Consider the following 13,468-nt stretch of genomic DNA (forward strand, 5'->3'; position numbering starts at 1 on the left):
ACTCTATAGAGTTTTCAGTGGAAGCATTAGATGAAAACGGTCAGTCAAACGAAAGAGGATTTTATCATTTTGTAGGAGAACCAGGCAAACAGGAAATGGGGCATCTTAGAATCTATAATTCATCAAATCAAGAAATGCGAATAAATATTGAGGCTAATTCTGCTTATACAAATATTAACGGCATACCTAGCTATTCACATAACGAGGTTATAGACAATACCTTAAAGCACCCATTTCATTCATTAGTAAATTTAAATGAAAAAAAAGTTGTTTTGCCACCCAACAGTTCTCAAGAGATTAAAATACCTATTAACTATCCTAACGAAAGTTGGGATGGACAAATTTTGGGAGGAATACGAGTTACTCAAGAAAAAACATCAGACACAAACCAAACAATTTCCAATGAGATTGCCTACACCATTGGTGTTTTACTTACCCAGAAAGGAAAAAATATTCCAGAAAACAATTTAGAATTGAATGAGGTTCAGGCTGCTCAAAGAAATTATCGGAATTACATAGAGGCTAATATGCAAAATACAGAGGCAGTAATTATAAATGAATTGTCTGTTGAAGCGAAAATCTATTCGGTAAATAAAGAAGAAGCCGTATATGAATATTCTGCGCAAGATATGCGTATGGCACCAAATTCAAATTTTGATTTAGGAATACCTACAGGAGATGTTTCTATCCAGCCGGGAGAATACAGACTAGAATTAACCGCTATTGCCGATGATAAAGAATATCACTTTGAGAAGAAGTTTGAAATTGAAAGATCAAAAGCAAATTCTTTGAATTCAAGTGCTGTAAATGTTGAAGAAAATACAAACAATAAATATGTATTTATGGTTGTCTTGGTTCTAATTGTAGTCGTAGGTGGCATCATACTTTTCTATAGAACAAAACTAAATTCATTAAAGGAGGTGAGAATTAAGTGAACGGATTCTAAAAATACCAAGTTTAGAATATAAAAATTATAAAAAGTGAGGAACGAAAATGAAAAAAAGACTTTTTCCAATTACAACATTTATCTTATTAACAGGTACCCTTTTAGGACCAAAGGCGGTCTTAGCTGCGGAATATGATGGTCCAACTAAAGCAGTCAGTGAAGGAACAGTAACGATTCTAGAAAATGATGACCCAGATAATGTGATTCCAGATCCAGATGATCCAGACAATCCGATAATTCCAGATCCAGATAACCCAATTAATCCTAACCCTGGATTACTAAGAATCAATTACGTTTCAGATTTTAGTTTTGGAAGGCAATTCAATACCTCTGCTGCTACGGCTATTCACGCAGATATGGATACTGTATTTGATGGTAATACCGGGGAAGAAATTAAAAGAGTTCCTTTTATTTCTACAGAAGACCGTCGTGGGACAGATAGACTCGGTTGGGAATTAAGAGTGAGTCAAAGTCGCCCATTTCAGGATAACGACGGAAATGAACTTGAGGGAGCAAGAGTAACGATTAATAATCTTCAATATCCAAATATGGTGAATGCACCGACTACTACTCCTGGAAGTATTGTCATTAATGAAGAGGAAAAACCGGTTGCTTTTGCAGATGAGAGGCAAGGTAGCGGAAGCTGGTCTTTAGCATTGGGAAATCCAACAGATGAGGGTACTACAGACGGAGTCCTGTTAGAGATTCCTGCCAATACTGTAAAGAATAATACAACTTACAGTAGTTCATTAGTGTGGGAACTGGTTGCTGATCCAACGAATGTTTCTGAGTAAATTATTCACTTTTAGAAAATGGTGATACTAATATGAAAAATATTTTATGGGGTGGTTTGTGTCTTTTAGGCTTGCTGTTTTTTTCTATAAATATAGAAGGTTGGGCAGACTCAGTTGAGAATTCTTTAGATATAGAAGTGGAATCTCCAACTTATTATGACGTACATGATGGGCCAAATCCTCTGCTAGCCTCAGTACAATTTAGAAACATTTCAAGAGAAAATTCTTTTCAGGAAAATAGCATCTTGGGAAGATTACAATTTTCTGTTATACAAGAGTTACTTGAACAGCGTGTGATGGCCAGTTACAACGGAGTGGTACTACAGCGTGTAGAAGCCTGGTCGAACTCCACCGGAAGTATCGTGTCAAGGATTAGTCTAGGAGGACCACAATACTTAGACTTTTCAATGTTCAATTTACTAAATTCGGACCTATATTTAGTGACTTTATATGGAAAAATTGATTTTACTTCTGATATTTTTAAAGAAATTTCTATAAGTGACAACGGGATAATCACTTTAAATACACTAGATTGGTTGGATACCGAAAACATATTCTATAATGATGAAGTAACAGGCGAAAAGATTTTCGATCAATACCACGATATCACCAAAGTTACCTCCCTCATTACAATAGAGGCAAGTTTATTAAAAGAACGTCATCTTACAGTAGATGGAGAAGTCTTATATGAAGAAGAGAGCTATGTTATCCCATATCAAGAGTATAGTTTTAGACCACGAGAATTTGAAGGGTATAAATTGATTGAAGAAGGTGTTCCTAGTAACTCGTCAGGAAATATTACACAGCCAGAAACCCAAGTTGACTTTTACTATGAAGAAATAAAGCAAACTGGATTTGAGTATGAAGTAAGTCCACAATCTGTCTACCTTACTCAAGATTCGCAACGCATAAATCCTATGAACACTGTTGAAGATGTTCGGTTTAATGGAAAGAGTCTTGATCCATCGGAATATGAAGTTAAGGTTAAATCTTTTATTGACACAGATACAGTTGGAAGAAAAACTGCTGAGATGGAAATTATCCATAAGGAAAGCGGCGTGTCAGAACAGTTTGATCTGCCAATTTCTGTTCTTTGGGGAAATACGATCCTCCTGCAAGGTAGTAGTTATAGATCGTTAGGATCGTACACCTATTTTCCAGAAGAAAAGTATATTCAGATAGGCTGGGGGACTGAGCAAAATAATTCTGTGATTCATTCTGGATGGGGAGATGATATCTACTATTCAACCGCATTTTTTCGTCCGAATGATGATGTAAATCTAATTGGAACGTTATCCCCTTTTTGGGAAATAACTGGGAAAGGAAACCAACAAGCTGCCTCGTTAATAAGTGATTTACCCACTCGAAGAATTGATGTGAAGTCAGGTGATGTAATGGAAATTTTCCATGCTCAGTCAATTAGTCACCCACTAATGACACAACTATTTATTAATGAACAGTCCAATACTTTAGCTAAAATAGCTGAAACCACTTATGTAGAAGTAACGGATAATGGATATGTTCCACTTCAAATAAATTATGTTATTCCTAAAAAATCTAAAATACCAATAAATGTATCGAATGAAGAATTAGAACTGTCACTTGATGAATTTTTAGATATGTCCTCTGCACCGCAAGTACAGGTGGTCGGATTTACAGAATATCCCGACAGAACAAAAGTTGGAACAACAACAGGGATTATAAGAGTTGAACAAATCCTGAGCACAGGACGAAGCATTGTAAAAGACTATGAAGTACCATTTACAGTAGAATTACCTGACGGACTTTTCGGTATTTCAACTGTAGATGATATTCTTTTTGAGGAAGTAAAACAAAGTAGCACCCAACAACTGTCTTCTGGAAAAAATCAAGCTGGAGGAATACCTAGAATTCAAATCACTGATACAAGTCCGGCAGAAACGTGGGCTCTGCGTGTTTCTCAACCGAAAGCATTTTCTGATGCTTCAGGAAATACCTTATCTGGAGCCTATATCACATTAGATAATCTATCTGTTAGTGGAGATTCTGACTTATTAATAGCGGATAGAGAAATTATCTTGGGAGGAGAAGCGGAGGAAATTGCATGGTTTTTTGATCATGACGATTCTAATAAAAAAGGAATAACTGATATTCAATTTGGAAAGATGGATTCTGGAATGCAGTTGGTAATACCTCGCAACACAATACAAAATAGTACAGACTACCATGCAACAATCCAGTGGGAGTTAGTTTCTGATCCAACCTTAATTAAAAGAGAGGAAATAAAATGAAAAAAATCATTTGTGTATTTCTAGTAGTTGTTTCGTTCTTTCTTTTAATACCTTTCGAAGTTCATGGTGATACGCACCGGGTGAAAAGCGAGGCTGTTGTTTCTTTTTATGAAAAAGATAATTCTAGAGATAGTGAAACTAATGAAGCAGGTATTTTACCACAAACAAATGACCGGAATTCAAATTTAAAATGGATTGGATCAATGATCCTCTTTTTCATATTAATTTTTTTGAAACGCAACAATGAGTATGAGAATAGCTCTTGCTCATACAAAAAGGATAGAAAATGAAGCACAATGTGAACGAGGTCTGTAGTGGGAAATTGGTTTTTACAATGAGTATGTCGTAACATACTAAAGGACAACGTATATTATAATACATGTGATTAGTGGTGGTGTTTATATACCATCACTAATTGGTATTAGGAAAACAGAAATATGAAAACTATCGAAAACTTTAAAAATTATCAAGAACAAATTTTATCTGATTGGCTAAATCCGCTGATTATTAACCATCCAATCATTGAAGCCTATAGTAAAGAACTATTAACTACTTTAGAACTATTAATTACAACTATTTCTCCAGAGAATTTTTGGATTAATTTGCCTAAAATTTTAGGTATCGACTCAAAATTGCGCATATTAGGAGAATACCTAGATATGGATATTGCACTGAAGCTAGAACTGAAAGAAAATGATGTGATCGATTTAGTCGAAAAGGACTTTCTTTCTTTTAATAAAGAGTTATGCGGTTATCGGTTGAATACAGATATGAAATGTTCACTTATATTCAATATAGTTTGAAACTATAAGGCTAGTACTTATGTGAAGACACAACTTAAAATATCAATACAGACAAATTGCTTAGACGACTCGACTGATCTGGATTAAAATGGTTTATCTCTATATCATCATAATCATCAAGAAAACTATTTAGAGCGAAAAAAATGTAGATTTTTTATTAAAGATGATAGGATAAAGATAAATTATTTACTATGTGTTTAGGGAGTGAGTTGGCATGCGAATGATTTTATCAAGTAGAGATGAAAAGCTATTATCATTAATTGAATTAATTGAGAGGGAAAAATTTCAAACGTTCAATCAAATAGAAAAAGCTCTCGAGATAAACCCGAGAACATTGAATTCATTGATAAAGTATGGAAATGAAATTTTTTCTCCAGGAGAGATTTATCGCTCGAAAGAAGGAATTATCTTAATCCATTCATCAGAGACTATCACAGTCAAATATTACTATCAAAAAATTTTAGAAAATAGTTTAGAATTTAATATCATAGAATCCGTTTTTTTTGATCAGTATACGATAAGTAAGTTAGTGAATAAGCTCTTTATCAGTGAGTCTACACTTCGTCGATTAATCGATAAGCTTAATGTAGAACTAACTAAAATAGAAATGAAAATTGACACAAAAATTGTTGCTCTAAATGGAAATGAAAAAAACATATGCAATTTAATTATTCATTTGCTGCTTGAAAAATATTCAGATTGCACATTTTTATTTGATGGTTATCGAGTTTCTTTTGTGGAGTCTATAATTAAGAAAGTATTTAAGCAAAGAAATATTGGACTAAATTATCCAGATTTTTACCGTGTAAAAGTTTGGCTTCTTGTTGTTTTTCACCGCGCCAATCAAACCAGAAGACAAACTCATGGCGTAAGGTTGAGAGATTCTATTTTAGTTAAACTTCTTTCCATAGAGGCCTTAAAAAGAACATTGTATTTTCCACTGAAGAATAATCCGTATATCAATGCACTAGATTTTCTTTTTTCTGAGCAAATGATCTTTGAGTATGAGGAACTAGAAAAAAAGATAAAATATGATCCATTATTGAAAGAAAAAAAAGAGAGGTTTGATAGGATTATTCATTATATTGAGGAATATTTTAATATAGTGATAACAGATCATCGGGAGAAATTGCTGGTAGATTTATGTAATGCTGCAAGCATTCATTTTGGTCCCCCATTTATTTTATATGATAAATACAAGATGTTTTCTGAAGAGGTGATGAAATATAATAAAACCTTTTTTATCGAAATAAAAAAGGTTTTTATGTCTCAATTCCCAAATGAACCAGCTTATGTGATTGATACTTACCTGTATATGATTATAACGCATTGGCCACAACTGCTTCTATCACTTAATAAAACGATTAGTCCAATCCGTCTTTCTTTAGTCTTTGATAGTGATATTGAACATATGGAAATGATTGAAAATCTAATTGGAATACTATTCCCTAGAAGGTTTATGATAAAGATCGTTTCGCACTTTACGAGTTTAAAGGAATTAAAGAATATTATTGATACGCAATTAGTTGTCACGAATATTTGTGACTTGAATCTTCCAAGAAAAGATATAATCGTTACATCGTTATATCCCTCTGAAAATGAATTAGAAAAGCTACGCGATTACTATGAGAATGATGCAGATTAATCTGATGCAAAATTGTCAGCTCTTACTGCGAGTGATTTTGATGATTTGATCAATACTTGGACAAAAAAGTTTAAGAAACTAGATATTGGTAAAAATAAATTACAAAATAATTTTGCAATGCAGTTACATATTATCATTTATAATGGGTAACTCAATCAAAGAGAAATGAGATAATTTCTTTCAAAGGAATAGAGATATATTAATTTGTTTGGTAGTGGAAATAAATTATTCTTAAACGACTATTAAGTAGTCAATAAATCAATGTTCCACACAAGTATCAATTTATGAATTTTTGCACTAAGTATATAGGGTCAGAAACTTAAAAGTTTTTGATCTTTTTTTGTTCTCCCGTTTTATGGCTCGTTCAATAGCTCAGTTAGTTAGGATCTGTTAGATATAAAAATAAGGGACAACAGAGAGTAACATAATAAACCTTTTCTTATGCTTGACATTCTTTTTATATACAGTTAAGCTATATATAGTTCAACTGTATATAGCTTAACTATAGTAAAATAAGGAGTATCTTTATATGACTAGAAATCCATATTTACCTTTAACTGAAACAACTTTTTATATTCTTTTAGTTTTAACTACACCCGCTCATGGATATGCTATTATTCAAGAAATTGATAAGTTAAGTGAAGGGGCAGTTAAGGTAGCAGCAGGAACTATGTATGGAGCGATTGAAAATTTACTTAAGCTTAATTGGATAGAAGAAATTCCAAGTAGGGAAAAAAGAAGAAGAGTTTACAAAATTACTGATATAGGAGAAGAAGTTTTAAAACTAGAAATAGAACGTCTAAGAAGCCTGATTAAACTATCTTCTGTATTTGGATATTAGGAGGGGACAACATGAAGAAATTTAGAATTTTCTTATCCTTGAAAAAAGAAGAAGAATGGATCAATTCTATACAGGAAGAGGGATATAGGTTAGTTTCTGTTAATTCTCTGGTGCCTATGTATACTTTTGAAAAAATGGCTAGTAAAGAAATGTTCATTCCGTATGTACGCATTGATTTTAGAGAAAAAAGTATGAGGAAATCAAATTACGAAGATTACGTAACACTGTTTTCTGATAGTGGTTGGAAATTAATAAAGGGCAGTCGTTCCGGTGGCGCTCAGTACTTTCAGCAAGAACATCCAGATGTAACAAGAGAGATATTTTCTGATACTGATTCTCAAGAAAGTGTAAAGAAAAGATATGTGAAATATGGTTACACATATGGATCTATATTTTTATTGTATTTTTATATTTTTTCTAGCAGTAATTCATGGAGTTTAAATAATATTTTAAACATTAAATCATGGTATTTCACCCAAGGTTTATGGGAAATGAAGGGTATGTGGTTTTGGAAAGCATTTATTTTTGAAACTCCATTTGTTTTACTACGTGTATTACCTTTATTTTTCTTTCTATTTTTAGGTGTCTATTATCTCTTACGTTCGCTTATAAATGATGACTCAAAATTTAAAGCAAAATAAAAATAAAGGAAGTAGCCTTTTGAACAAGGGCGCTTCCTTTATTTGTTGTGGGACACCAGAGTATACTCTGTTGGACACTCCTTTAAACAGATTTTTAAATCATTAATAGTGTCCATGTAGATTGTGCAAAAAGCTTTCTCGAATCATAAAAAATTCATAATGAGTTATTTTGAGTAAGAGTGTTCAGAAAATGACTAATTTCTGGACACTCTTTTTAGATACTGTAATTTATATGTATCACTCTATTTTTGTGTTCATAAACTCGTAGCTAAATCATTGTTCAATTAAAATTTAGGTTTATGAGTATTAGGACAAATCTTGGATGTGGTCAAAAACTTAAGGGTTTATGAGCTCTCTTTGATTGCTATAACTATAAAAGAGTTCAAGATAGAATATTCTTTAACAGTTCTTCTATGCTAAATTAACCTATAGTGAGAGTACTAACTATGCTATTAATTCCTATTTACTTAGAAATTATGAGTAAACAACTTGACCTTATATAGATGGTTGTCTATATTACATATATAGACAACCATCTATATAAGGAGGGTCGAAGAATGAATTATGAATCTCTTTCATTAGTATTAAAATCTCTAGCGGATCCAAATCGTATGAAAATAGTAGATGTGCTTTCTTGCGGTAGTTTGTGTGCATGTGATTTACTTGAATATTTTGATTTTACGCAGCCTACACTTTCTCATCATATGAAAGTACTTGAAAAAGCGGGTGTCGTTTGTGTAAGTAAAAAAGGGCAATGGCACCATTATTCATTGAGGGAAGAATTTGTTGTAGAATTTATGGAATCTATTCAACAATTACTTGTAAATAATGAAGACAACTGTGTATGCAAAGTAAAAGAAGGATCTAAGTAGGAGGAAAGTAAAAATGAAATCAAAAGGTAAAGCTGAAGGGTTAGGCTTTTTTGAAAAGTATTTAACTCTATGGGTAATCTTGTGTATGATAATCGGAGTATTGATTGGACAGTTTGCTCCAGCTATTCCTGATACATTAAGTCAATTTGAGTATTTTCAGGTCTCAATTCCAACGGCTATTTTGATATGGTTGATGATTTATCCTATGATGTTAAAAATTGATTTTACCAGTATTGTTCGTGCTGCTAAAAAACCTAAGGGATTAGTTATCACGTGCGTTACTAATTGGCTTATTAAACCGTTTACGATGTATGGCATTTCAGCACTCTTTTTTTATGTGATTTTCCAACAATTGATTCCAATAGAACTAGCAAAAGAATACGTCGCTGGTGCAGTTATTCTAGGAGCAGCACCATGTACAGCGATGGTTTTTGTGTGGAGCTACCTAACAAAAGGTGACTCTGCCTATACTTTGGTTCAAGTCGCAATCAACGATTTAATTATCCTAGTATTATTTGCACCTATTGTTGCTTTCTTGTTAGGTGTTGATAATGTAAGTGTCCCCTTAGCTACTTTATTACTGTCTACTGTTCTTTTTGTAGTTGTTCCATTGTTTTTAGGCTTCATTACTCGAGTGTTGATCATAAAAAAAAGAGGTTTAACCTATTTTGAAAATGTCTTCTTGAAGAAATTTGATTCAGTGACGATTATTGGTTTATTACTAACTCTGATCATTATCTTCTCCTTCCAAGGTGAAAGAATCATTGCTAATCCATTGCATATTTTATTGATTGCAATTCCTTTAACGATTCAAACGATTTTAATATTTACAATTGCTTATAGTTGGGCAAGATTTTGGAAGTTGCCACATAATATTGCTTCTCCTGCTGGAATGATAGGAGCAAGTAACTTTTTTGAGTTGGCAGTAGCGGTATCAATATCACTTTTTGGATTACAGTCGGGAGCAACTTTAGCAACAGTCGTAGGCGTACTTGTGGAAGTGCCAGTTATGTTACTTTTAGTTAAGGTTTCTAATAAAACAAAAGACTGGTTCATAAATCCGGAATCTTTGAGTGAAATCAAGAACGTATAAAGGATAGGTGTGGAGAAATGAAAATCATCATTATTGGATCTGTCGCTGCTGGAACAAGTGTCGCTGCAAAAGCAAGAAGAAATACGGAAGATGCAGAGATTGTTTTGTATGATAAAGATATGGATGTGTCTTACGCAGTTTGTGGGATTCCATATGCAGTGGGGGGAGAAGTGGAAAACTTTGATGAACTGACGCCTCGTAATGCTGAATGGTTTAAAAAAAGGTACGACGTAGATATTCATACCTCTCATGAAATAACTCAGGTTGACTATGATAAAAAATTGGTGCACGGAATCAATCTAATTACAAAAAAATCATTTACCAATAATTTTGATGTTTTAGTGTTGGCCACAGGATCGGTTTATAATACCCCAGAAATATTTGTTAATAGACATTTTGAGAATGTTTTTCAGGTGAAAAATATTTCGAGTGGGAAAAGTATCAAGAAGTTTGTAGATGAAAACGAGCCAAAAAAAGCAGTTGTCATTGGTGCTGGATATATTGGTTTAGAAATGGCCGAGCAGTTACAGAGACTAGGTCTTGAGGTCTCGTTACTTCAACGAAGTAAATATCCCATGTCCCATTTAGACTGGGACATGTCTTCAAGAATCATTAATGAAATGAAAAGGAAAAACATTGCCTTTTTCCCTGAAGAAACCGTCAGAAAAGTTAACGGTGATGGTAGTCTGAAGTCTATTGAAACGGCTAAAGGAACTATCTTTTCGGCAGATATTTTTGTATTAGCTACCGGAGTAAAGCCGAACACCGCATTAGCAAAATCCATGGGAATTAAATTAGGAATTACCGGAGCTATAGAAGTAAACGATAAGTTAGAAACCAATTTTCCAAATGTTTATGCTGTAGGTGATGTTGCAGAAAGTTTTGATCGCATAACTAGGCGACCAATTTATCGACCTTTAGCTTCAACAGCCAATAAAATGGGAAGGATCGCAGGAGATGTTATTACAGGTGGCAATCTACGACACAAGGGAATCTTAGGAACTGGTATTTTACGATTCTTTGATTTAACAATTGCTCAAACTGGTCTCACAGAAAAAGATGCTTTAGCAAATAATATAGCTATTACTACTTTATATAATATTAAACCTAATAAGCCGGACTATATGAATGGTAAAGAAATGGTGATCAAAGCAATCGCAAATAAAGAAAATGGGAAGATACTTGGGGCTCAAATCATAGGTTATGATGGGGTAGATAAGCGGATCGATGTGCTTGCTACTGCTATTTCATTTGGCGCAGCTGCTGAAGATTTATTTCACTTGGATTTAGCATATGCTCCACCTTTTTCTACAACAAAAGATCCCATTCATTATACTGGGATGGCTTTGAACAACGATATAAATAATGATACCCCGTTAATGACCCCTATAGAGCTATTGAGAAGAATTGATAGCGGCGAAAAATTACAAATTATTGATACCAGATCAAGAAAACAGTTTGAAACTTCGAAAGTTGAGGGAGCAATTCACATACCTTTAGCTGAGTTAAGAGATCGATATGAGGAATTGGATAAAGAATGTGTGACAGTAACTTATTGTAATAAAGGCGTTACTGGAAATGCAGCACAAAATATTTTACTGAACAAAGGATTTAAACAAGTTTATAATTTATCCGGAGGAAATAAAAACTATCAAGAAGTTTGTGAAACGATACAAAAATTATGATAGAATTCTAAATATTGGAATAATTAGGAAGAAACTTATTTTGAGGTTTGATGTAAAATTTGTATTTTTTTCAAGCTTCATTTTTTTATATATTATGGACTACTAGAGGTGAAATTGAAGATGGTAGATTTAACTAAAATTGAATACCGAGTTTTGATTTCATTATATGAATGCGAGGGAGGGATAACAAAACGTAACTTTGTAAAAAAATACCCAGAAATTAAGCTGAATACAGCTTATTTAGTTATTGATCGGCTAGTAGACAAAGGGTACTTAGAAATGAGTTGCTCAAAAAAAACTGAATTATCAGAAAAATTGTTTAGTCCAATCAAATCAATAACTGACTTCTATTCTGATATGTTTGGTATTTGCGCTGTTGATTGTACGGTGAAAAAAGTAATACGTGAACTAACTGATTATAGTCAAACAAGTTTTATTCTAGATAAAATAAGAGAAGCAAAAAGATATGCAAAATAAATTTATATAGTTGGAATGAAAAGGTAAAATCTCATACTTATAGTCTTGGTATACAGTAAAAAAGAAATGGAGAAATGTCTATGGGACTTTTACATTTGCTTTATGTAATATTGTATTCAATTATAGTAATTAGCTTACTTATTTCCTAAGATTTATTTGTAAAAAATTTTAAGAAACTCCATTTACGATATTCTTTTAAAATAATTATTGGTTTAATATTATTTGTATCGCAAATGTATTTTATCATAACTTTTTCGATAAATAATGTGGGGCATGTTTATTATGAATATACATTACCTTTATTTATCTTATACTTTAACTCATTCAAAATGAAAAATTATTTTCTTTTATTGGCTCTAATGATGGTGTTTATCGGACTATCGTAATAAGTATTATTGATATCAAGACATTACTTAGTATTCTAGTTCTAAGTATACTGGCATTCACTTTTAGTTTCGTAATTAAAAAAAGCTTTTATAAATATAAAATACAGATACCGTTTTATATATTTTTTGTTTTAATTACTCTAATGATGGCTGGATTGAATTCTATGCTCTTTTTTGAATATAAACTTACTTTTTGGGAATATCTATCTTTGTTTATAGGGTCTATAATTATTTGTATTTCTTGGCAATACTATCTAAGTACTCAAAAATAATTCTTAAAAGATATAAATAGAAAACTTATTGAGAGAAACTACGATGAATTGACGAAAGTTAAAAATATTAGAAGCTTAAATGAAGACGTAGATAGTATGACAGATGTTGAAAAGGAAAAGCTTATTTTTGTTATGATGGATTTAGATCATTTTAAAAGAATTAATGATCACTATGGACACATTACAGGAAATCGTGCTTTAATATTCTTTTCAAAAAAAATAACAACTTTTCTTAGTGAAGCACACCAAGATCAAGTAGAGGTTTATAGATATGGAGGCGAAGAATTTTTAGTTATTTTCAAAGACAGTACATTAAAGTCTGTTCAAAAGACTATATTAAGATTTCAGGCATTCTTATTAAAAAATAAGTTGAATATTGGAGGGGAAAGAAAGATTACGCTTTATTTTTCTGCTGGCATTTCTAAGTATGATTCTTCTTTAGATGTATATGAACTCATCAATCAGGCTGATCAAGCGCTGTATGCTGCAAAAAAAAGGAGGTAGAAACACAGTTGTTGTTTATTCTTGATTTATTATGCAATTAAACATGATTTTGGCTTGATCAAGATCTCTTGGACGGTTAATTTAAAATAGTATTGTTTAACAAGGGCATTTTACTTGCTATATATAAATAATTGTTCTAAAATTTTCTAGTGTGTCTCATTAAAAGAGTAGCGGAGAAAGCAGATTGGGGAAGTCTTCTTTTTATATGTTGCTTTTATATTTATAGGTGAGTAAATCTA

At 32.4% G+C, this 13,468-nt stretch carries 13 protein-coding genes; all 13 read left to right on the forward strand.

The genetic code is table 11. From position 1 onward, the window contains the following. Positions 1-17 precede the first annotated feature (17 nt). A complete protein-coding gene (locus tag ECA1_RS12595) occupies positions 18-935 on the forward strand; it encodes a WxLIP family cell surface protein (RefSeq protein ID WP_162264659.1) in 918 nt (305 codons plus the stop codon). A gap of 58 nt (positions 936-993) precedes the next feature. Continuing rightward, positions 994-1,740 carry a WxL domain-containing protein gene (locus ECA1_RS12600; protein ID WP_060792654.1) on the forward strand — a complete coding sequence of 249 codons (747 nt, stop codon included), beginning with the start codon at positions 994-996 and terminating at the stop codon, positions 1,738-1,740. A 32-nt stretch (positions 1,741-1,772) separates the two neighbouring features. After that, positions 1,773-4,010, forward strand: coding sequence for a WxL domain-containing protein (locus ECA1_RS12605; protein WP_060792655.1), 2,238 nt, complete (start codon positions 1,773-1,775; stop codon positions 4,008-4,010). Beyond that, positions 4,007-4,300, forward strand: a complete 294-nt coding sequence (locus ECA1_RS12610; RefSeq protein WP_060792656.1) for an EF2685/EF0750 family sortase-dependent surface protein — start codon at positions 4,007-4,009, stop codon at positions 4,298-4,300. The genes ECA1_RS12605 and ECA1_RS12610 overlap by 4 nt, the downstream gene beginning before the upstream one ends. Positions 4,301-4,447: 147 nt before the next feature. After that, positions 4,448-4,813, forward strand: coding sequence for a DUF7006 family protein (locus ECA1_RS12615; protein ID WP_060792657.1), 366 nt, complete (start codon positions 4,448-4,450; stop codon positions 4,811-4,813). Between the two features lie 214 nt (positions 4,814-5,027). Further along, a complete protein-coding gene (locus tag ECA1_RS12620) occupies positions 5,028-6,458 on the forward strand; it encodes an AcpB/EbpR/MafR family transcriptional regulator (protein WP_060792658.1) in 1,431 nt (476 codons plus the stop codon). A gap of 529 nt (positions 6,459-6,987) precedes the next feature. Beyond that, positions 6,988-7,299: a PadR family transcriptional regulator gene (locus ECA1_RS12625; protein WP_060792659.1), complete on the forward strand. Its 312-nt coding sequence runs from the start codon at positions 6,988-6,990 to the stop codon at positions 7,297-7,299. 11 nt (positions 7,300-7,310) lie between these two features. Beyond that, entirely contained in the window at positions 7,311-7,940 is a 630-nt protein-coding gene (locus tag ECA1_RS12630) for a DUF2812 domain-containing protein (protein ID WP_010749140.1), read from the forward strand. 557 nt (positions 7,941-8,497) lie between these two features. Continuing rightward, positions 8,498-8,812, forward strand: a complete 315-nt coding sequence (locus tag ECA1_RS12635) for an ArsR/SmtB family transcription factor (RefSeq protein WP_010748148.1) — start codon at positions 8,498-8,500, stop codon at positions 8,810-8,812. A 13-nt stretch (positions 8,813-8,825) separates the two neighbouring features. Then, positions 8,826-9,905, forward strand: a complete 1,080-nt coding sequence (gene arsB, locus ECA1_RS12640; RefSeq protein ID WP_005237696.1) for an ACR3 family arsenite efflux transporter — start codon at positions 8,826-8,828, stop codon at positions 9,903-9,905. Positions 9,906-9,922: 17 nt separating this feature from the next. After that, the gene (locus ECA1_RS12645) at positions 9,923-11,590 is read left to right on the forward strand and encodes an FAD-dependent oxidoreductase (protein ID WP_060792660.1); all 1,668 of its coding nucleotides are present in this window, start codon (positions 9,923-9,925) and stop codon (positions 11,588-11,590) included. A 120-nt stretch (positions 11,591-11,710) separates the two neighbouring features. Beyond that, positions 11,711-12,067 (forward strand): hypothetical protein, encoded by a 357-nt coding sequence (locus tag ECA1_RS12650; protein WP_236596076.1) that lies wholly within the window; start codon positions 11,711-11,713, stop codon positions 12,065-12,067. A gap of 706 nt (positions 12,068-12,773) precedes the next feature. Next, entirely contained in the window at positions 12,774-13,229 is a 456-nt protein-coding gene (locus ECA1_RS12655; RefSeq protein ID WP_226818125.1) for a GGDEF domain-containing protein, read from the forward strand. The last annotated feature ends 239 nt before the right edge of the window (positions 13,230-13,468 follow it).

This window comes from Enterococcus casseliflavus NBRC 100478 (assembly GCF_001544095.1).
GTDB classification, from domain to species: domain Bacteria; phylum Bacillota; class Bacilli; order Lactobacillales; family Enterococcaceae; genus Enterococcus_D; species Enterococcus_D casseliflavus.